This window comes from Janthinobacterium sp. SUN128 (assembly GCF_030587275.1).
GTDB classification, from domain to species: domain Bacteria; phylum Pseudomonadota; class Gammaproteobacteria; order Burkholderiales; family Burkholderiaceae_D; genus Janthinobacterium; species Janthinobacterium lividum.
Map to the genome: position 1 here is coordinate 3848068 of NZ_JAPWHY010000001.1, position 19751 is coordinate 3867818.

Genomic DNA, 19751 nt, shown 5'->3' on the forward strand with positions numbered 1-19751 from the left:
CGATGGCAAGCAAGTTGTTCACGAAGTTCGGCCTGCCCCTGGTGGGGCTGGCCTGTGCCTTGCTGCTGTGGTCCATGGGCGTGACGGCGCTGGAGAAATCCACGCCGATCGCCACCGCCTTCGCCCCCTTGCCCACGGCGCTGGCGTTCCAGGAGATGGTGGGCGGTTCGGATATCTGGCTGCACGTGGTACTGAGCCTGCAAAGGGTAGCCGTGGGCCTGGGACTGGCCATCGTCATCGGCGTGCCGCTGGGCGTGCTGGTGGCCATGTCGAAGAGCTTTTCCGGCGCGGCCATGCCGCTGTTCCAGCTGCTGCGCATGATTTCGCCGTTATCGTGGATGCCGATTGCCGTGATGGTGCTCGGTGTCGGTGACGCGCCCGTATACTTCCTGCTGGCGTTTGCAGCCGTCTGGCCGATCCTGCTCAATACGGCGGCCGGCGTGGCGCGGCTCGATCCGAACTGGCTGCTGCTGGCCCGCAGCCTGTCGGCCACGCGCAGCGAGATCGTCTTCAAGGTAATTTTGCCGGGCATTACGGCCGATATCCTGACGGGCGTGCGCCTGGCCATCGGCATCATCTGGATCGTGCTGGTACCGGCGGAAATGCTGGGCGTGTCGGCGGGCCTCGGCTACTTCATCCTCGACACGCGCGACCGGCTCGCGTATTCGGAGCTGATGGCCGCCATCGTGCTGATCGGCATACTCGGTTTCATCCTCGACTACCTGGCCCGCGCCGCGCATGCGCGCTGGCTGCACGTGAAGAACTAAGCCGCCTGGTCCAGCGGCAGCGTGGCGGCGATAGTCGCCTGCGTTGCCGCTGCCAGTTCACGGCGGTGCGCGTCGAGCGTCGCCACTGGCGCCAGACAGGTCAGGCGTGCCGTGATGGGCGGGCCGCTCAGAATCGCCACCATGCTTTGCGCAAAACTCATCTCGCCGATGAAGTCGACGGCGTGGTGCAAGGCTCCCTTGTCATCCACATACACGAGCGCGAACGGCTGCACCGGCACTTGCGCGTCGATGGCCGCCTCGAACAGGTTGGCGTGAAACGGCAGGATCTGTCCTTGCGCGGCGGTCGTGCCTTCGGGGAAGAACGCAATGCGCTCGCCCGCCGTCAATTTATCCACCAGGCCCTGGAAAATCAAACGCAGGTCGCGCTTGCTGCCGCGCGAAATGAAAATGGTGCCGGCGCGCCCCGCCAGCCAGCCCAGGATCGGCCAGGCGCGGATTTCCGCCTTGGCGACGAAACGGCAGGGGTGGACGGCATTGATGACGAAGATATCGAGCCACGAAACGTGGTTCGCCACCACCATCGCATGGTCGAGTGCCGGTACGCTGTCTGCCGGCTGCGCCACATGTACGCCGCAGATATCGAGCAGTTGCGTCGACCAGCGGCGGATTCGCCGGTTGCGCCCCTCCAGGTCCAGCCAGGGAAAGAGCACGGCGCTCTTGGCCATGCCGCAGCCCAGGTGAATGGCGATGCGCGCGAGGCGGTAGGTAAGCAGAAGTTTCAAATCACACCAACAAATAAACCAGAACCGAAATCCGGGAGCAGACAAGGGATGCCGGGGCAGCATGCCCCGGTCCATGGATCTGATTTTTTAACGCTGAAACGCCACCTGTCCGGCAACGATGGTCGCCTTGACGATGCCGTTCAGCTCATAGCCGAGGAAAGGCGTGTGCTTGCCCTGGCTGGCCAGCGACGCCGACGACACGGTCCAGCGCGCGGCGGGATCGAAGACGCAGATGTCGGCCGCTTCGCCCACGGCCAGGCTGCCGGCCGGGATGCCGGCGACACGGGCCGCGTCGGCCGTGACCTTGGCCACGGCGCGCGCCAGCGGACGGGCGCCCGCTTGTGGCTGCGCCAGCGCATAGTCGTCGGCCCATTTCAGGGCCAGCGACAGCAGCAGCTCGAGCCCCGTGGCGCCGGGCGACGCTTCGCCGAACGGCAGCAGTTTTTCATCGTCGTCGACAGGCGTATGATCCGAGCACATGGCGTCGACCGTGCCGTCAAACAGGCCGGCGCGGATCGCATCGCGGTCGCGCTGGCTGCGGAACGGCGGCGTGACGCGCGCATTCGGGTCGAAGAAGCCGATATCGGCGTCCGTCAGGTGCACATGGTGCACGCCCACGTCGCAGGTGACGGGCAAGCCTTCGGCCTTGGCCGCACGGATCAGTTCCAGGCCGGCCGCCGACGAGATGCGGCACAGGTGCACGCGCGCGCGGCTGGCGCGCATCAATTCGAAAATCGTGTGCAGGGCGATGGTTTCGGACATCACGGGCACGCCGGACAGCCCCAGGCGCGACGCCAGCGGGCCGCTGTGGGCGATGCCGCCGCGGCCGATATGCGGGTCCTGCGGACGCAGCCAGACGGTGTAGCCGAAGGTGTTCGCGTACTGCATCGCGCGCAGCAGCACGGTGGTGTCTTCGATCGGCTCTTCCGCCTGCGCGAAGCCGATGCAGCCCGCTTCCGTCAGTTCCGCCATTTCCGTCAGCGACTTGCCCTTCAAGCCCATGGTCAGCGCGCCCAGCGGGTGCACGTGGGCCTTGTTCTGCGTCTTGGCGCGGTATTTCAGCATTTCCACCAGGCCCGGCTCGTCCAGCACGGGGTCGGTGTCGGGCGGGCATACCAGGCTCGTGACGCCGCCTTGGAGAGCTGCCTGCAATTCCGATTCCAGGGTCGCCTTGTATTCGTAGCCCGGCTCGCGCAGGCGCGCGGACAGGTCGACCAGGCCGGGGGAAACCACCAGGCCGGCCGCGTCAAACGTGGTGTCGGCCTTGAAACCGGCCGGGGCGCTGCCCACGGCCAGCACCTTGCCGTCGGCGATAAACAGGTCTTGCAAGCCATCGATGCCGTTGGCAGGGTCGATCAGGTGGCCGTTCTTGATATGTAGTGTCGTCATGCTCGCTTACTCGTCCTTGGGCTATCAGCCCTGATTACCAGCCAAAATACTCATCACCGCCATGCGCACGGCGATACCGAAGGTCACCTGCGGCAGGATCACCGCCTGCGGACCGTCGGCCACGGCCGAATCGATTTCCACGCCGCGGTTCATCGGGCCAGGATGCATGACGATGGCGTCCGGTTTCGCCAGCGCCAGGCGCTCGGGCGTCAAGCCATAGCTCTTGAAGTATTCCTGCGCCGATGGCAGCAGCGCGCCGCTCATGCGTTCATTTTGCAGGCGCAGCATGATGATCACGTCGACGCCCTTGAGGCCTTCATCCATGTTGGTGAAGGTGCGCACGCCCATCTGTTCCAGGCCTCCCGGCAGCAGGGTGTGCGGGCCGATGGCGCGCACTTCCGGCACGCCCAGCGTGGTCAGCGCGTGGATGTCGGAACGGGCCACGCGGCTGTGCAGGATGTCGCCCACGATGGCCACCGTCAGATTCGTGAAATCCTTCTTGTAGTGGCGGATCGTGTACATGTCGAGCAAGCCCTGGGTCGGGTGCGCATGGCGTCCGTCGCCCGCGTTGACAACGTGGACGTGCGGCTGCTTGGTGTCGATCAGGTGCTTGGCGATCAGGTAGGGCGCGCCCGACTGCGCATGGCGCACGACGAACATGTCGGCATGCATGGCCGACAGGTTGTCGATCGTGTCGAGCAGGGACTCGCCCTTGCTGGCCGACGACGCCTGGATGTTCAGGTTGATGACGTCGGCCGACAGGCGCTTCGAGGCGATCTCGAAGGTGGTGCGGGTGCGCGTGGAGTTTTCAAAGAACAGATTGAAAACGCTCTTGCCGCGCATCAGCGGCACCTTTTTCACATCGCGGTCGGAGATGCCGACGAACGAGGAAGCGGTATCGAGGATGTGGTTGACGATAGACTTCGGCAAGCCTTCGATCGTCAGCAGATGTTGCAGTTCGCCGTGTTTATTCAGTTGCGGATTAAGCATGGTGGGTATCTATGGTGAGCGTGAATTTTCCATCGTCGGCTTGCTTCAGGACCAGGGCCTGGCCCGGCGGCACGGCTGTGAAGGCGGCCACGAAATCGGCGGCCACCGGCAACTGGCGCTCGCCGCGGTCGACCAGGGCGGCCAGCATGATCTTCGCCGGGCGGCCGTAGTCGAACAATTCGTTGATGGCCGCGCGCGTGGTGCGGCCCGTGTACAGCACGTCGTCGACCAGCAGGATGGTGGCGCCGGCCACGTCAAAACTGATCTGCGTCGGCTTGACGTCCGCATGCAGGCCCTTCTGCGCAAAGTCGTCGCGGTAGAACGAGACATCGAGCACACCCAGGCGGTCGAGCAGGTTCAGGTCGCGCGCCAGGCGTTCGGCCAGCCAGGCACCGCCCGAATGGATGCCGACGATGGCCACGTTGGGGATGCCCGCCAGGCCGCTCTGCACTTGCTGCAGCAAGACCGCGTACAGGGCCTCGGCGTCGAGTTGGGAAGGATTCGTAGGATGCGGCATAGAGTTCTTGATCATTCAGGGAGGAAGTCTAGGGTCAGATTAATAATTCGCGTCGAAATACTGTTGCAGGATGATGGCGGCGGCGCGGTCGTCGATCACTTCACCGCGCTTGGCGGCGATGACGGCCGAGGAGTAACGCTCATCGACCAGTTCCACCGGCAGGTTGAAGCGGCCATGCACCTGGTTGGCGAAACGGCGGCAGCGCGCGCTCATCTCGTGTTCCGTGCCATCGGGATGGCTGGGCAAGCCCACCACGATGCGGCTGGCGCCCCACTCCCTGATCAGGCTATCGATGGCGGCAAACTTCGGCTCGTTCGCCGTGGCCGTGATCACGCTGAGCGGCTTGGCCTGGCAAATCATGGTATTGCCGATGGCCACGCCGATGCGTTTCAAGCCGAAATCGAAGGCGAGGATGGTGTCGATGGCGTCACTCGTCACAGCATTTTTCCATAATAAAGATCAACATAGGTGGTGCCAGAAACCGTAGCGAGCAAGCTCAATGTCGGGTTGAGTAGCGGAGCTGTACGAAGGTACAGCGAGCAACGGATGCCCGAAAGTGGGCTGCGCAGTAGGTTTATGGCATCCACCTCATGCGTGTCCGGCCTCGCTCGCCAGCATGAGGGGGTCGATGCCCAGCAACTTGATGGCCGCCACGTAGCGCTGCTCGATGGGGAAGTCGAACAGAATGTCGGCCGAGGCGCCCACCGTCAGCCAGCCGTTGCGGCCGATCTCGTCTTCCAGCTGGCCCGGGCTCCAGCCCGAATAGCCGATCGAGACCAGCATGCGCTCGGGGCCATCGCCCTTGGCGACGGCTTCGAGCACGTCGATCGACGTGGTAAACGCCACTTCATCGGTCACCGTCAGCGACGAGGAATAGCGCGCGCCCGGCGTGTGCAGCACGAAGCCGCGGTCATCCTGCACGGGGCCGCCGAACATGATCGGTTCGTTGATGATGGGCGTGTCGCTGCCGGCCGCCAGTTTCAGGTCGATGCGGTCGAACAGCACTTCCATGGTCATGTCGGTGGGCTTGTTGATGACGACGCCCAGCACGCCGTTTTCATTATGTTCACACACGTACACGACCGTGCCGCCGAAGATCGGATCTTGCATGGCCGGCATCGCAATCAGGAAATGGTTGGCCAGATTCAGGGTGGAGGAACCGGTCGCGGCCGGTTCTCCCACACCCTGCATCAGACGATGTCCTGGTAGAGTCTGGTCGATTTTACTCTTTTTCATACGCGATGCTCTCTCTGTGGGCTTGCTGGCAAGTCTCGCTTACCCCGCTATCGTACGCCTGGCACATCCTGCCGCGAATGCTGGGCGGCGAGAACCGTATTGCCAGGCGCTATTCTTGTTATGTTATAAATTAGTTGTCAATTTGCTGTGCCATGCGGCGACATCCTGCACGCTGAGTGACTTGCTTGATAGGAAACGTCGCTTTCCCTGCAAGCGCATTTCAATGCCAATTGTAAAATTGATTGCAAAATCGCTGTCGCACATAAAGCACCATGAACATACCCGGTAGTTTACACTGAATTGCCGCCGCAGCGACGCCAAAGGCACGACGCGAGCGGCCATAAAGCCCTGTTGGCGGCAAAAAATCGCCTATCTTTGACCCTGAACACGCAAAATAATGACAATCAAGACTTCCCTGGTGTGGTTCCGGCGCGATCTGCGCGCGTTTGACCATGCTGCACTGCATCACGCCCTGCGCCAGAGCCAGGCCGTGCATTGCGTCTTCGTGTACGACACCGCCATCCTGGCAGCGCTGCCGCGCCGCGACCGGCGGGTCGACTTCATCCATGCCAGCGTGGCCGAGCTCGCCAGCGAGCTGCGCCAGCTGGGCGGCGACCTGATCGTGCTGCACGCGGACGCGGCCGAGACCATCCCGCGCCTGGCCGCCGAGTTGAACGCCGACGCCGTTTTTGCCAACCACGACTACGAGCCGCAAGCGATCGCGCGCGATGCCGGCGTGGCCGCCGCGCTCACGCGCGACGCGCGCCTGTGGTTCAGTTTCAAGGACCAGGTCATCTTTGAAAAGGACGAGGTGCTGACGCTCTCGGCCAAGCCGTATACCGTCTACACGCCGTACAAGAATGCGTGGCTGAAGAAAATGCGCGCCGAACCCGCCTGCCTGGCGCCGTTCGATATCGAGCCGCATGCGGCCAGCCTGGCGCCGCCGCGCGCCGGCACGCCGGCGCCGCTGCCCACCCTGGGCGAACTGGGTTTCGAGGCCAGCAACCTGGCCGAACTGGCCATCCCCACCGGCATGGCGGGCGCCAGTCAACTGTTCGAGGATTTCCTGCCGCGCGTGGCCCGCTATGACGTGGCGCGCGATTTTCCCGCCCTGAAGGGGCCATCCTACCTGTCCATGCATCTGCGCTTCGGCACCGTGTCGCTGCGCTATCTGGTGCGCACCGTGGTCGACCTGATGGACCGTGGCGGTGGCGGCGATGGCGCGCCCGTGTGGCTGGCGGAACTGATCTGGCGCGATTTCTATGCCATGATTTTGTACCAGAACCCGCATGTGGAAGGCGGCGCCTTCAAACCCGCCTACGACGCCATCGCCTGGGAAACGGGGCCCGAGGCCGATGCCTTGTTTGCCGCCTGGTGCGAGGGGCGCACCGGCTATCCGCTGGTGGACGCGGCGATGGCGCAGCTGAACCAGACGGGCTACATGCACAACCGCCTGCGCATGGTCACGGCCTGCTTTCTGATCAAGGATCTGGGCATCGACTGGCGCCGCGGCGAAGCGTATTTCGCGCTGCACCTGAATGACTTCGACCTGGCCTCGAACAACGGCGGCTGGCAATGGGCCTCGTCGTCCGGCTGCGATGCGCAGCCCTACTTCCGCATCTTCAACCCCGTCACGCAGTCGGAAAAATTCGATGCCAGCGGGCGCTTCATCCGCCGCTACCTGCCACAGCTGAAGGCGCTGGGCGACAAGGAAATCCATGCCCCCTGGCTGGTGCCGCGCATGCTGCTCGAGCAAAAAAACATCATGCTGGGGCGCGATTATCCGGAACCGCTGGTGCAGCACGACGAGGCGCGCAAGGAGACCCTGGAACGTTATGAAGTGGTCAAAGTGGTCAAGTAGGACCACCGACTTCCTGTGCGGTGAACGGCGTCCACACCGACCGCCAGGCGCCGTGCGGAAGTTTCGCCTGCATGGAAAGGGATAGTCCGCCCGTCCCCAGCGGGTCACCTGGCTGCCATTGCGCAGTGTCCAACTGATTGTCGATGCTCAGTGCCCGCGCCCTTCCCACGTCGACATTGATCATTTCCCGCGTGTCATAGCCGATTTCCAGTATGGGGTGCAGCACCTTGCCCATGCCTGACAAATACAAGGTATCGACATGGACAGCGGGTTTGTCAAAACGTTCGTACTGCCTCGTCGCGGCGGATTTGAACCCCTTGCCCATGGCGATGCCGATGGTGGCCGGACCATCGCACCCCAGCAGCGCGGCGAGTGCCCAATAGTCATGATCGGCAATGACCAGCCTTGCCAGGCAGCGTTCTATCCATGCCGGCTCATCAGCCCTGAACGCATTCCAGTAGGGCTTCAGCGAGTTCTGCAGGTAGCCCACTTCATGCAACGCCCCGACGAGGTTGATTTGCCTGTCGATGGAGTCGATATCCTGCAACAGATGGGCGGCGGCCGCGGCGACCGCATGCTCACCTTTGGCCATGGCTTTGTCTTCGAGTTTTTTCAGTTTGGCATGAAGGCTCATTGTTTTCCTGATTTGGCGATGCACGCCTGTTATGGTTGCCGCAGTGATTCGGCACCAGCCTCCGTTTGCAGGCGCTGCACTTCCGCCAGCAATTCCTCTTCCTGGAACGGCTTGCCGAAATACGCATTCACGCCCAGCTCGAACGCGTGCGCGCGGTGCTTGTCGGCGCTGCGCGAGGTAATCATGATGACGGGGATGGCGCGCGTCTTGTCGTCGCTGCGCACATTGCGCGTCAAATCAAAACCATCCATGCGCGGCATTTCCACGTCGACCAGCAGCAGGGCCGGCATGGCAGCCGGCTCCAGCGCATGCAGCTGTTCCAGCGCATCAACGCCATCCTTGGCCAGCAGCACCTGGTAGCCTTCGCGCTCGAACAGGCGCTGCATCACGCGGCGCACCGTCAGAGAGTCGTCGACCACCATCACGCGCACGACAGGCACGGCCAGCGCGCTGGAAGCGGCATGCTGCTCGCTGCTGGCCAGCGCATACTGCGACAACAGTTCCGGATGGTGCTCCAGATGCTGTGCCAGCGCCACCGGATTGAGGATCAGCACGATGTCGCCCGTGCCCAGCACCGTGGCGCCGGCGATGCCCGGCATGCGCGCCAGCTGCGGGCCCACGTGCTTGACCACGACTTCGCGGTTGCCCACCACGTCATCGACCTGCAAGGCCAGCCTGTCATTGCCATTCCTCAGTAACAGCACGGGCGCATAGCGCTGCGTGGCCTGCGCCGCCGGCGTCTCGCCCAGCATGGCCGACAGGTGGTGCAGCGCCAGCGACTGCCCGTGCGACTCGATGCGCCCGGCCGCCCGCACCTGCTCCAGCTGTTCGCCTTTCAGGTGCAGCACCTGCTCCACCAGCACCGATGGCAGGGCATACGTCTTGCCGCTGGCCGCCAGCAGCACCACTTGCGTGACGGCCAGGGTCAGCGGCAGGTGGATGGTGAAGCGCATGCCCAGGCCCGCCTGCGTCAGCGTTTCCACGCGCCCGCCCAGGGCCAGCGCTTCGGATCGCACGATGTCCATGCCAAAACCGCGCCCGGCCAGTTCCGTCAGGCTGTCGGCGGTGGAAAAGCCGGGCGTGAAAATCAGTTCGGCCGCCTGCGCATCGGTCAATGGCGCATCCGTCGCCACCAGGCCGGCGCCGTGCGCCTTGGCGCGGATGCGTTCCAGGTCCAGCCCCGCGCCATCGTCGGAAAAGGCGATCGCCACTTCATTGCCCTGCTGGCTGACCTGCACCAGCAGCTCGCCCGTTTCGCTCTTGCCCGCGGACAGGCGCGCGTCGCGCGGCTCGACGCCGTGCACGATGGCGTTGCGCAGCAGGTGCTCGAAGGGCGCCGCCATGCGTTCCAGTACGCTGCGGTCGATTTCCACGCCGCCGCCGCGGATGTCGAGGTTGACGCGCTTGTCGACTTCCTTGGCGCTTTGCCGCGCCACGCGGAACAGCCGTTCGGCGATGCTGGCAAACGGCACCATGCGGATCTGCATCAGGTCGCGCTGCAGCTCGCGCGTCAGCCGCGCCTGCAGCACCAGGTCGTCCGTTACCGCATCGACGCTGTGGCTGAGGTTTTCGTGGAACGAGGCCACGTCGTTGACGCTTTCGGCCATCATGCGCGTGAGTTCCTGCAAGCGCGTGAAGCGGTCGAATTCGAGCGGATCGAAATCGCGCTCGCTGCCGACGGCCATGCGCGAGGCGATCTGCGATTCGGCCTGCATTTCCACTTCGCGCAGCTGGCGCCGCAAGCGCGCCAGGTTGTCGGAAAACTCGGCCAGCGAAGCGCCCAGCACGCCCACTTCATTTTCCATCTTGGAGCGCGTGATCGACACTTCGCCAGCCTGGTTCACCAGGCGGTCGAGGATATCGGCGCGCACGCGCACCAGGGCCGCCTTCGGTTCGGCGGCCGGCGTGTCTTCCATGCCCGGCAAGGGCAGCAAGGGCTGCTGCAACTGTTCGAACAGGTGCAGCGCATGGTCGTAGTGGGCCAGCAATTCCTCGAATGCCTGCGGCGTGGCGGTACCCGCATGCAGCATGTTTTCGATATGCGTCTCGATTTCATGCGCATGCTGGCCCAGGCGCATGGCACCGGCCATGCGCGCGCTGCCCTTGACCGTATGCAAGGTGCGCAGCAGCATCTGCGCCTGGCCGCTGTCGTGCGGCTGCTGCTGCCAGCTGCGCAGCGCCTCGCCGATCTGCGGCAGCAGGTCGGCGCCCTCCTCCAGGAAGACGGACAATAAATCGAGGTCGAGTTCATCGCTGATGCCGGCGCTCGCCGCCAGCAGCGCGGCCGCGTCGGCCGGCATGATGGCGGGCGCCGGCGCTTCCGGTGCCGCGTGCTCCAATGGCGGCGCGTGCTCGAAACCGGCGTCGAACAGGTCGTCGCCGATGCCGCTGTCCTGCATCGGCGCCGGTGCCGGCACTTCGGCAGCAGCCGGCTGCAGCGCGTCGGCGACGATGCTCGCATACGTCGCCTCGAACAGGGTCTCGAGCTGGGGTACAGGAATCTCGGCCAATGCGTCGGCCGGCGCGTCGGGTAGCGACTCCGCAGGCTGCGCCGGCGTGCCGACGATGCTGGCGTAGGCGGCCGCAAACAGGGCGTCGAGCCGGTCTTCCTTGCTTTCGCCGGGCGGCGCCGTCAAGGCGCGCCACAGGGTGTTGAGCGCTTCGATCATGTCCGGCTGCGTTGGCGCCAAATCTCCCAGCGCGAACGCCTGCAGCATCTGCCCGATGCGCTGCGTGGCCTGTTCCAGCACGTCGTGCTGTTCGGCGCGCAGGCCGGCCAGCGGCGGCACCACCGTCTCGATCACCGTTTCGAGCGCGTGCGCCAGGTCGCGCAGGGACTGGAAACCCACCGTGCCCGACGTTCCCGCCAGCGTATGCACGGCTTGCAGCGCCTCCGCGCTGACGGCGCGCTGTTCATGGCGCCACTCGCCGAAGTCGCGCGTGAGCACGCGCAGCAATTCATCCGTTTCGGCCAGGTAGATGTTGTACAAGGGAAGGCTGATGCGCAGTTCGCCCACGTGCTTGAGGTGATCGTCCGGCGCTTCGTGCAGCGTGGGCGCCGTGGCCAGGGGAAGTCCGATCACATTGCCATTGCTGGCCACGGGCGCGGCCGGGCGCGGCTTGCGCAATTCGAACGGGCCGCCTTCGCGCACGCGCTCGGCCGCCATCAGCAGCATGCCGGCCTCGCGCTCGCGTCCCGCTCCGCCTTCCAGTTCGGCCACCCATTCGCTGAGCTGGTACCAGCCGTAATTCAGCAAGGTAAACAAGTCGTCGCTGACGGGGCGCGCCTCGGCCAGCCAGGTATTCATGACGCGTTCGATGGCGCCGGCCGCTTCGGCAAACTGCGCCAGGCCGATCATGCGGCTGCTGCCTTTCAGGGTATGGAACGAGCGGCGCAGCATGGCCAGGTGGTCGCCGCTGGCGGCCTGCTCTCGCGGCAGGGCCAGGGTGGTGTCGATAAAGGCCAGCACTTCGCGCGCTTCTGCCAGGAAGATATCGAGCATCTCCGCATCGACATCGGTCACGGCGGGCGCGGCATCCATGCCGGCAGGCGCGGCGGGCGCCAGGGTCTGGTCGAGCAATGGCACCGGTACGGCACCGGCGGCGGCGACTTTCTCAAATGGCAGGGCGCGGAAGGTGCCGGCGGCGGCATCGAAATGGAAACGCCCGCTGGCCGCCTGCGCATTGCGGCCCAGCATATCGACAAAAAAGCCCAGCGCGCTGACATTTTGCGCGATCTCGTCGAGCGCCTCCGCATGCGCCTCCGCATTGGCGCAGCTACCGGCCAGCTGCCGCACGGCTGCGTCGACCTGCAGCACGGCGGCGCGCGCGTCTTCCTGTCCCAGCCCCGCCAGTTGCTGCTGCAACTGGCCCAGCACGGGCGCGACGCCATCGAGCGCCCCCTCCGGCCGCAACGTATCCGCGTAATAAGCGTTGAGCACCTTTTCCACCTGGCGCAGACCCGTCTTCATTTCCTCGGCCAGCGCGGCCACCGTCTGGCCCTGTTCGATCTGGCGCGACATCTCGCCCGCCGTGACGGGCGGCGGCGCTTCGCCAGCCAGCAATGCCTGCAGGCGCGCGGCGATGGTTTCCGCATTGCCGGCAAAATCGTCGGGCAGGCGGCGCAGCTGCTCCAGCCCCGTGTCGGCAAACAGCAGCGCCATGCCGATTTCATTTTCCAGGGCCGCGCTGCGCCCGCTGGCCACGGCTTGCCGCGCCACGGCCGCGCATTCGCGCAGCAGGCTGGCCAGGGCCGGCTGCTTCAAGGACTCCACATGTGCGGCCACCTGTTGCAGCGACTCTTCGAAATCCGTGCCCAGGGCTGGATCGAGGTCGGCTTGCGCCAGGCGGCTCCAGCTGGCGCGCGCCTGCGCCAGGGCCGTGCGGGCGCCTTGCAAGGCATCCTGGTCAACCTGGCCGTAGCGCCGCGTTTCCACGTCGGCGGGAACCTGCCCCTCCAGGGCGAAAGCGGCGCGCAACTGGCGTGCCTCCGGCGTCGGCTCGGTGGCGGCCGCGATGAAGAACAGGGCGTCGCGCAGCATCGATTCGGGCAGGCTGGCCGTGCCCTGCGCCAGGCGGCGCAATTGCAGGTTGATCAGGCCGAACAACTGTTTGACATTGAGCGTGCCCATGCCCTCGCCGCTGGCCGCCAGCCCGGCAAAGGCCTGCATGGCGAACCAGAAGGTGCGCGCCGGCGCTTCCTGCTGCGCGTCGGCCACCAGGGTCAGGGTGGCGTGCAAGTCGCTGGCATGCTGGCGACGCGCCGCGTCATCCTGCGCCTTCAGGAAGGGCAACAGGGACTTTTCAAAGCGTCCGCGCCAGGCCGGATAATCGGCCACCGGGGGCGCCTGCGCCAACGCGATGGCATGCCCTTCCAGCATCGATGCTGGCGGAAAGAACAGGTCGGCCGGGTGTATACGCTCGGCGCCCAGCATGGCTTGCAGGTCGCGGTAGTAGGGAAACAAACGCGTCGGCTGCGGCGGCGTGCCGGCCACCAGATCTTCCAGATATTCGGTCAGGGCCTGATACAGTTCGGCGACGACTTGCGCATGGTCCAGCGTGTATTCGAGGCTGCCGTCACGAAAGCGCGCCAGCGCCTGTTCCGCGCCGTCCGTCAGCAGGCTGGCGCCGGCCACGTCCACCATCACCAGCGCGCCATGCGCCTGGTGCAGATGCGAGCGTGCATGCTGCAGGGCCGTGGCGCGTTCCTCGCGCTCGCGGCCACCCGCCTCGAACAGGGCCGTTTTCGAGCGGCCCAGCGCTTCGCGGATTTCCACCATCACCCACGACAAAGGTTCGCTGTCGAACGGCTTGGACTGCTGTGGACTATCAGGTGTGCTCATGCATGCCTCGGTAAGGAAATCGCCTGGACTGGCGCGGCGTTCAGGCGGCGACGCGGAAGCGCGACACCGAATTTTTCAGTTCCTGCGCCAGCATCGACAGTTTATGGATCGATTGCGCCGTTTGCTGCGTGCCATCCTGGGTCTGCTCCGTCACGCTCAGGATATGCTGGATATTCAAGGCCACGCCGCTGGCCGAACCGGCCTGCGTGCCGGTGGCGAACGAAATGCCCTGGATCAGTTCTGCCAGGTGTTTCGACACCTGGCTGATGTCGTTCAAGGCTGCGCCGGCCGCGTCCGACAGGCGCGCGCCCTCGACCACGCCCTGCGTGGACGTTTCCATCGCCCGCGTCGCATCCTGGGTATCGGCCTGGATGGTGCGCACCAGCGCGCCGATCTGCTTGGCGGCGGCGGCCGAGCGTTCGGCCAGGCGCTGCACTTCCTCGGCCACGACGGAAAAGCCGCGCCCTGCCTCGCCGGCCGATGCGGCCTGGATGGCGGCGTTCAGCGCCAGCACATTTGTCTGCTCGGTGATGTCGGAAATGAGCTCGGTGATCTCGCCGATTTCCTGCGACGATTCGCCCAGGCGCTTGATGCGCTTGGACGTATCCTGGATCTGCTCGCGGATTTCATGCATGCCCTTGATGGCGTTTTCCACCGCCGTCGAACCCTGCTGCGCGGCGGCTACCGACTGGCGCGCCACGTCGGCCGAGACGCTGGCCGACTTCGACACGTCGGTAATCGCATTGGCCATCTTGACCACGGTGGCGCTGACGCCCTGGATTTCGCGCGACTGCTGCTGCGACGCGATCAGCAGCTTGCTGGAAATGCTTTGCGCCTGCGTCGAGGCGCGATTGACCTGTTCGGCCGTCGCCGTCACCCTCCCCACCAGGCCGCGCAATTCCTCCACCGTATAGTTGACGGAATCGGCGATGGCGCCCGTGATGTCTTCCGACACGGTCGCCTGCACCGTCAGGTCGCCATCGGCGACCTTCTGCAATTCATTCATCAGGCGCAGGATGGCCGCCTGGTTCTGCTCATTCCTGGCCTTCGCCTCTTCCTCTTTTCCCTGCGACTGGAGCCGCAGGATTTCCGCTTCCTGGCGCCGCCGCTCGGCATCGCGCGTGCGGTTGACGGAGTCCTGCAGCAGCACGCGGCCGATGCCGGCCGCCGCGATCAGGGTCAGCAACACGCCACCAACCATCATCCAGAAGGCGATGCCCAGGGTTTCCTGGTTCACGTGATACATCTGCTGCAGCAGGGTCAAACGCTGGCGCAGGTCTTCGTTCTCGTTGAAGATCAGCTGTTCGGCGCTTTTCGCCGAACTGAATTTGTCGAGCCGGTCGAGTATCGACGACACCAGCTTCTGGTACGTGTCGAAACTGGCTTTCAACGCCACCAGGCGGTCGCGCAGTTCGGCGTCGCGCGTGGGCGCCAATTGCAGCGACACGCTGCCATTGAGCAAGCCTTCCACGGCGGTGCGGAAATACGTCGTGTCGCGCCCCAGCGAAAATGCCGTTTCCGAGCTGATGCTGCCCGACGACAGGAATTCGCTGGCGCTGCGGCTCATGCGCTGGCTCAGCATCATCAGGCGGCCGATGACGGCCAGGTCGCGCGCATTGCCGCCACGCTGCACCTTCAGGGCCGCGATTTCCTCGGTCTGCGCCAGCAGCGCCGGCGACAGCCCATTCAATTGCTGCAAGGTCTTGTCGAATTCGCCCAGTTCCGGTTTCAGGCGCAAGATGGTGCTGGCCGCGCGGTCGCTGCTGGCCCACTTCTTGCGCGCGTCGGCCACCGCCGCCAGCAGGGCGGCACGCGACTCGCCGATATCGCGGCCGTGATACGTCCCGCCGCGCAGCATCAGGCGGAAGTCCTGGTTCAGTTCATTGCGGCTTTCCTCGAGCTGGCGGAAGGCTTCCGGATTGCCTTGCACGGCGTTGGGCGCGGCCTTGCCGATGCGCTGCGAATGCATCAGCGCATCGCTGGCCAGCTGCGTTTGTGCCGAGGCGATATTGCCGCTGCGCGTGTTCAGCCCCACGAACAGCAGGCTGGCGGCCAGGCTCAGGGCCATCAGCGTCGACAAGATGCTCAGCTGCTTTTGCAGCGGAAAATGGCCGATCAGCGGCAGCTTCAAGTCGCTGACCGGCGCGCTGGCCAGCGACTTGCGCCGTCCCAGCGCGTCGCGCAGGCGCAGCGGCAGGTCTGCCGCCGATGCCGGCGCGTCCGCAGCGTGCTGCGCTTCGGGCATGCCGGCCGCCAGAATGGGGGAATTGGCGCCCATCAGCAAATATCCTTGTGTTCGGGGAAGCCGTCAAAGCCGGCATCGAGGAAGCGTTCCGATTGCGCCAGCTGCGCCAGGTCCAGGCGCAGCCACTGCTGCCCTTCGCTGTCGCGCAGCGCCTGCGCCGCCCACGATGGGAGCACACCCTGCGCCGCATCGTGAACGCGCACGGATTGCATCGCGCGCAACTGGCGCAAGCCCAGCACGCGTTCGACCAGCAGCGCGCAATTGAGGCCCAGACGGGGAGAAAACGTGATGATGCGGCAGTGATTGTCCGACACGCAAGCCGGCTCGCCCATGTAGCGGGCCAGGTCGACGACCGCCGTCAGGCGTCCGCGCATGGCCGCCAGGCCCAGGTACCAGTCCTGCGCCAGCGGCACGCCCTGGATCTGCACGCCGGAAGCAATGACGATTTCGCCCAGCTGCGTCAGGTCGAGCAGGCACGGCCGGCCACCGAGCATCACGCCCAGTTCCTTGCGCGCTGCCAGCGCGCCGCTGCGCGCGGCCTGTATCCGCTCGATCAATTGCAGCTGATACTGGCGCAAGCGCCCCTGCCGCGCGCCCGTCTCGAAAGATGGCATGGCAGCGGCAGGCGAAAGGGCCGCTGTGGACACGCCGTGACCTGGCATCGTGTGCATTCTCAGGAAATCGCGGCGATCTTGGCCAGCAGCTCGGCTTCGACCACCGGCTTGACCAGGTAATCGCGCGCGCCCTGGCGCAAGCCCCAGATGCGATCCGTTTCCTGGCTCTTGCTGGAGCAGATAATCACCGGCACGTCCTGCAGTTCGGGATCGCGCGCAATCGCGCGCGTGATCTGGAAGCCATTCGCACCGGGCATCACCACGTCCATCAGGATCAGATCGGGCCTGGCCTGCTTGAGTTGCGCCAGCGCGTCGGCGCCATCCTGCGCCGTGAGGACGGCATAACCGGCACGCACCAGCATCTCGCTCAGGTAATAGCGTTCTGTCGGCGAGTCGTCGACGATCAGAATTGTGTGTATGGCCATCTGCTTCCTTGCTGCGTTGTCAATCAATAAAAACACTTATTCAAAATGCCCGGCCAGGTGCAACCGCACGGCCTCCAGCAACGCCTCGCGCGCCAGCGGCTTGGCCAGGCAGGCGCTGGCGCCCGCCATGGCCCCGCGCGCGCGGTCGAACAAGCCTTCCTTCGACGACAGCATCAGCACCGGCGTGGCGTGGAAGGCCGCACTGGCCTTGATCAGCGCGCAGGTGCGGTAGCCGTCCAGGCGCGGCATCACAATGTCGCACACGATCAGCGCCGGCCGGCAGTCGGCGATCTTGGCCAGGGCATCGAAGCCGTTTTCCGCCACCACCACGCGATAACCGGCCTCGCCCAGGATCTTCGCGGCCGCGCTGCGTATCGTCGCGCTGTCGTCGATGACGAGTATCGTGGCGCTGGCGCACACGGCATCGGACGGCGCCTCGGGCAAAAAGGGACGCGTCATGTGATTATTCGACAATCTTTCATACCATAGCACAGGCAGCCGCGATACCTGCGTGCGGCAGCGGCATCCCATAGATCTCGATTGATTACAGCGCCACCATCTCGAAATCATCCTTGCGCGCACCGCATTCAGGACAGGTCCAGTTCATCGGAACATCGGCCCAACGCGTGCCCGGAGCGATGTCTTCGTCGGGCATGCCGGCCGCTTCATCATAAACCCAGCCGCAAATAAGACACATCCACGTTTGGAATTGCTGCGTTGTTTCGTTGCTACTCACGTTCTGCCACCCTTCAATCAAGTAAAATGCTGAATTAGGTATCTTAATCTACCCGCCGTGCAAAACCAAACTTCTCCCCTCATATTAAGCTTCGGCGTGTCCGATCCGGTCGGTGCGATCGGCATCCAGGCCGACCTGGCCACGTTTTCAGCCTTCGGCTGCCATGGCCTGTCGGTCACCACGGGCCTATTGATCAGCGATACGGCGCGCGTGGAAGACGTGCAGGCGGTCGACCCGGACTGGGTTTCCGACCAGGCGCGCGTGCTGCTGGAAGACATGTCCGTCTCGGCCATCAAGATCGGCGCGCTGGGCAGCGTGGAAAACGTCACGGCCATCGCCGAAATCGTCTCCGACTATCCGAACGTGCCGCTGATCCTCGATCCCTTCATTTCGGCGCTGCCGGAACAGGGCATGGACGATGAAGACATCCTGACGGCCGTGCGCCAGCTCCTGATCCCGCAAACGACCCTGCTGGTGCTCTCGCCGGTGGAGCTGGAGCGCCTGGCCGAGACCTGGCGCGACGCCGATCCGGATGACACCCTGCAAAACGACGTCGACTACCTGGTGGCCCTGGGCTGCGAATACGTGCTCGTCACCGGCATGCCGGCCGACGCCACCAAGTCCGGTACGGCCGAAGGCAAGCTGCGTGCCAACACCCTGTTCGGCGAGGACGGCGTGGTGCGCCACGACGAATGGCAGCACCTGCCCGGCATCTTCAACGGCGCCGGCAGCACCCTGTCTGCCGCCGCCACCGCCCTGCTGGCCCTGGCGAACGATGAAGACGATGTGCCGCAGGTGGTCGTGGCGGCGCAGGAATTCACGGCCGGCGCCCTGGCCCACGCGCAGCGCCACGGCATGGGCAAGCTGGTGCCGAACCGCCTGTTCCGGCAGCAGCGCCAGCGCGGCGCCCAATAAGTACAGACGACACAGACAACGATCCACTTTCAAGGCACGATTATCATGACGACGACTTCACAAAACGACATCCTGTTTGCCCGCGCACAAAAAACCACGCCAGGCGGCGTCAATTCGCCCGTGCGCGCCTTCCGCTCGGTCGGCGGCACGCCGCGCTTCATCACGCGCGCCGAAGGCCCGTACTTCTGGGACGCGGACGACAAGCGCTATATCGACTACATCGGCTCGTGGGGCCCGGCCATCGTCGGCCACGCCCATCCGGAAGTGGTGAAGGCGGTGCAGGATGCTGCCGCGCTGGGCCTGTCGTTCGGCGCGCCGACGGAAGGCGAAGTGCTGATGGCCGAGGAAATCACGCGCCTGGTGCCGTCGATCGAACAGGTGCGCCTGGTATCGTCGGGCACGGAAGCGACCATGAGCGCCCTGCGCCTGGCGCGCGGCGCCACGGGACGCGACAAGATCGTCAAGTTCGAAGGCTGCTACCACGGCCACGCCGACTCGCTGCTGGTGAAGGCTGGCAGCGGCCTGCTCACCTTCGGCAACCCGACGTCGGCCGGCGTGCCGGAAGATTTCGTCAAGCACACCCTGGTGCTCGACTATAACAACGTGGAACAACTGAAAGACGCCTTCGACAGCTTCGGCGCGGAAATCGCCTGCGTCATCGTCGAACCGGTGGCCGGCAACATGAACCTGGTGAAAGCCACGCCGGAATTCCTGCAGGCGATGCGCGAACTGTGCACGCAGCACGGCGCCCTGCTCATTTTCGATGAAGTCATGTGCGGCTTGCGCGTGGCCCTGGGCGGCGCGCAGGCGCTGTACGGCATCAAGCCCGATCTCACGGCGCTAGGCAAGGTGATCGGCGGCGGCATGCCGGTGGCGGCCTTCGGCGGCAGCGCGGCGCTGATGCACAACATGGCGCCGCTGGGCGCCGTCTATCAGGCCGGCACCCTGTCCGGCAACCCGGTCGCCGTGGCGGCCGGCATGGCCACCTTGAAACTGATCCAGCAGCCTGGCTTCTACGAGCAGCTGGGCGCCACGGCCAAGCGCCTGGCCGAAGGCCTGACCGCCGCCGCGCAAGAAGCGGGCGTGGTCTTCTGCGCCGACTACATCGGTGGCATGTTCGGCATCTATTTCAGCGCCACCCCGCCGACCAGCTACGCGGAAATGATGGCGGGCGACCGCAGCAAGTTCAATGCCTTCTTCCACGCCATGCTGGACGAAGGCGTGTACTTCGCGCCCGCCGCCTTCGAGGCAGGCTTCGTCTCGGCACAGCACGATGACGCCGTCATCGACGCCACCATCGCCGCCGCGCGCAAGGTCTTTGCCAAACTGGCATAAGC

Annotated in this window: 17 protein-coding genes; 4 read left to right on the plus strand and 13 right to left on the minus strand. The window is 65.1% G+C overall.

Annotated elements, in window-relative coordinates; genetic code table 11:
* Positions 1–2: 2 nt before the first annotated feature.
* A complete protein-coding gene (locus tag O3297_RS17420; protein ID WP_034780216.1) occupies positions 3–767 on the plus strand; it encodes an ABC transporter permease in 765 nt (254 codons plus the stop codon).
* Here O3297_RS17420 and O3297_RS17425 read toward each other — a convergent pair.
* The 6 genes from O3297_RS17425 to O3297_RS17450 form a co-directional block, all read right to left on the minus strand.
* Positions 764–1510, minus strand: a complete 747-nt coding sequence (locus tag O3297_RS17425; RefSeq protein ID WP_034780218.1) for a 1-acyl-sn-glycerol-3-phosphate acyltransferase — start codon at positions 1508–1510, stop codon at positions 764–766. The genes O3297_RS17420 and O3297_RS17425 overlap by 4 nt on opposite strands.
* Before the next feature lie 87 nt (positions 1511–1597).
* The gene (locus O3297_RS17430; protein ID WP_034780221.1) at positions 1598–2899 is read right to left on the minus strand and encodes a dihydroorotase; all 1302 of its coding nucleotides are present in this window, start codon (positions 2897–2899) and stop codon (positions 1598–1600) included.
* 24 nt (positions 2900–2923) lie between these two features.
* Positions 2924–3889 (minus strand): aspartate carbamoyltransferase catalytic subunit, encoded by a 966-nt coding sequence (locus tag O3297_RS17435; protein ID WP_034746695.1) that lies wholly within the window; start codon positions 3887–3889, stop codon positions 2924–2926.
* Positions 3882–4406, minus strand: coding sequence for a bifunctional pyr operon transcriptional regulator/uracil phosphoribosyltransferase PyrR (gene pyrR, locus O3297_RS17440; protein WP_034780225.1), 525 nt, complete (start codon positions 4404–4406; stop codon positions 3882–3884). The genes O3297_RS17435 and pyrR overlap by 8 nt, the downstream gene beginning before the upstream one ends.
* 39 nt (positions 4407–4445) lie before the next feature.
* Positions 4446–4829, minus strand: coding sequence for a Holliday junction resolvase RuvX (ruvX, locus tag O3297_RS17445; protein WP_070256114.1), 384 nt, complete (start codon positions 4827–4829; stop codon positions 4446–4448).
* A 165-nt stretch (positions 4830–4994) separates the two neighbouring features.
* A complete protein-coding gene (locus O3297_RS17450) occupies positions 4995–5597 on the minus strand; it encodes a YqgE/AlgH family protein (RefSeq protein WP_034746689.1) in 603 nt (200 codons plus the stop codon).
* 442 nt (positions 5598–6039) lie between these two features.
* Between O3297_RS17450 and O3297_RS17455 the strand changes: the two genes are divergently transcribed.
* Entirely contained in the window at positions 6040–7503 is a 1464-nt protein-coding gene (locus O3297_RS17455; RefSeq protein WP_305049296.1) for a deoxyribodipyrimidine photo-lyase, read from the plus strand.
* On the opposite strand, the gene O3297_RS17460 is transcribed toward O3297_RS17455, so the two are convergent.
* From O3297_RS17460 to O3297_RS17490, 7 genes are all read right to left on the minus strand, one after another.
* Positions 7496–8137 carry a hypothetical protein gene (locus O3297_RS17460; protein ID WP_305049297.1) on the minus strand — a complete coding sequence of 214 codons (642 nt, stop codon included), beginning with the start codon at positions 8135–8137 and terminating at the stop codon, positions 7496–7498. The two genes, O3297_RS17455 and O3297_RS17460, sit on opposite strands and share 8 nt — an antisense overlap.
* Before the next feature lie 29 nt (positions 8138–8166).
* Entirely contained in the window at positions 8167–13479 is a 5313-nt protein-coding gene (locus O3297_RS17465) for an Hpt domain-containing protein (RefSeq protein ID WP_305049298.1), read from the minus strand.
* Positions 13480–13519: 40 nt separating this feature from the next.
* On the minus strand, positions 13520–15757 hold the full coding sequence (locus O3297_RS17470) for a methyl-accepting chemotaxis protein (protein ID WP_034780233.1): 2238 nt from the start codon (positions 15755–15757) through the stop codon (positions 13520–13522).
* Positions 15757–16338, minus strand: a complete 582-nt coding sequence (locus O3297_RS17475; RefSeq protein ID WP_305049299.1) for a chemotaxis protein CheW — start codon at positions 16336–16338, stop codon at positions 15757–15759. The genes O3297_RS17470 and O3297_RS17475 overlap by 1 nt, the downstream gene beginning before the upstream one ends.
* 59 nt (positions 16339–16397) lie before the next feature.
* Positions 16398–16763 carry a PleD family two-component system response regulator gene (locus tag O3297_RS17480; RefSeq protein WP_034780235.1) on the minus strand — a complete coding sequence of 122 codons (366 nt, stop codon included), beginning with the start codon at positions 16761–16763 and terminating at the stop codon, positions 16398–16400.
* A gap of 36 nt (positions 16764–16799) precedes the next feature.
* Positions 16800–17222 (minus strand): response regulator, encoded by a 423-nt coding sequence (locus O3297_RS17485; RefSeq protein WP_305049300.1) that lies wholly within the window; start codon positions 17220–17222, stop codon positions 16800–16802.
* A gap of 85 nt (positions 17223–17307) precedes the next feature.
* Positions 17308–17460, minus strand: coding sequence for a rubredoxin (locus tag O3297_RS17490; protein ID WP_034780237.1), 153 nt, complete (start codon positions 17458–17460; stop codon positions 17308–17310).
* A 96-nt stretch (positions 17461–17556) separates the two neighbouring features.
* Between O3297_RS17490 and O3297_RS17495 the strand changes: the two genes are divergently transcribed.
* Together O3297_RS17495 and hemL are read left to right on the plus strand one after the other, a co-directional pair.
* The gene (locus O3297_RS17495) at positions 17557–18414 is read left to right on the plus strand and encodes a hydroxymethylpyrimidine/phosphomethylpyrimidine kinase (RefSeq protein ID WP_370385411.1); all 858 of its coding nucleotides are present in this window, start codon (positions 17557–17559) and stop codon (positions 18412–18414) included.
* 45 nt (positions 18415–18459) lie between these two features.
* The gene (gene hemL, locus O3297_RS17500; RefSeq protein ID WP_305049302.1) at positions 18460–19749 is read left to right on the plus strand and encodes a glutamate-1-semialdehyde 2,1-aminomutase; all 1290 of its coding nucleotides are present in this window, start codon (positions 18460–18462) and stop codon (positions 19747–19749) included.
* The last annotated feature ends 2 nt before the right edge of the window (positions 19750–19751 follow it).

Excerpts from the sequence above, each read along its gene's own strand:
- pyrR (WP_034780225.1), bottom strand. The coding sequence starts at position 4,406 with ATGCCGCATCCTACGAATCCTTCCCAACTCGACGCCGAGGCCCTGTAC.
- O3297_RS17470 (WP_034780233.1), bottom strand. The coding sequence starts at position 15,757 with ATGGGCGCCAATTCCCCCATTCTGGCGGCCGGCATGCCCGAAGCGCAG.
- O3297_RS17485 (WP_305049300.1), bottom strand. The coding sequence starts at position 17,222 with ATGACGCGTCCCTTTTTGCCCGAGGCGCCGTCCGATGCCGTGTGCGCC.
- hemL (WP_305049302.1), top strand. The coding sequence starts at position 18,460 with ATGACGACGACTTCACAAAACGACATCCTGTTTGCCCGCGCACAAAAA.
- O3297_RS17450 (WP_034746689.1), bottom strand. The coding sequence starts at position 5,597 with ATGCAGGGTGTGGGAGAACCGGCCGCGACCGGTTCCTCCACCCTGAAT.
- O3297_RS17465 (WP_305049298.1), bottom strand. The coding sequence starts at position 13,479 with ATGAGCACACCTGATAGTCCACAGCAGTCCAAGCCGTTCGACAGCGAA.
- O3297_RS17430 (WP_034780221.1), bottom strand. The coding sequence starts at position 2,899 with ATGACGACACTACATATCAAGAACGGCCACCTGATCGACCCTGCCAAC.
- O3297_RS17420 (WP_034780216.1), top strand. The coding sequence starts at position 3 with ATGGCAAGCAAGTTGTTCACGAAGTTCGGCCTGCCCCTGGTGGGGCTG.
- O3297_RS17455 (WP_305049296.1), top strand. The coding sequence starts at position 6,040 with ATGACAATCAAGACTTCCCTGGTGTGGTTCCGGCGCGATCTGCGCGCG.
- O3297_RS17490 (WP_034780237.1), bottom strand. The coding sequence starts at position 17,460 with ATGTGTCTTATTTGCGGCTGGGTTTATGATGAAGCGGCCGGCATGCCC.
- O3297_RS17435 (WP_034746695.1), bottom strand. The coding sequence starts at position 3,889 with ATGCTTAATCCGCAACTGAATAAACACGGCGAACTGCAACATCTGCTG.
- O3297_RS17480 (WP_034780235.1), bottom strand. The coding sequence starts at position 16,763 with ATGGCCATACACACAATTCTGATCGTCGACGACTCGCCGACAGAACGC.
- O3297_RS17460 (WP_305049297.1), bottom strand. The coding sequence starts at position 8,137 with ATGAGCCTTCATGCCAAACTGAAAAAACTCGAAGACAAAGCCATGGCC.
- O3297_RS17475 (WP_305049299.1), bottom strand. The coding sequence starts at position 16,338 with ATGCCATCTTTCGAGACGGGCGCGCGGCAGGGGCGCTTGCGCCAGTAT.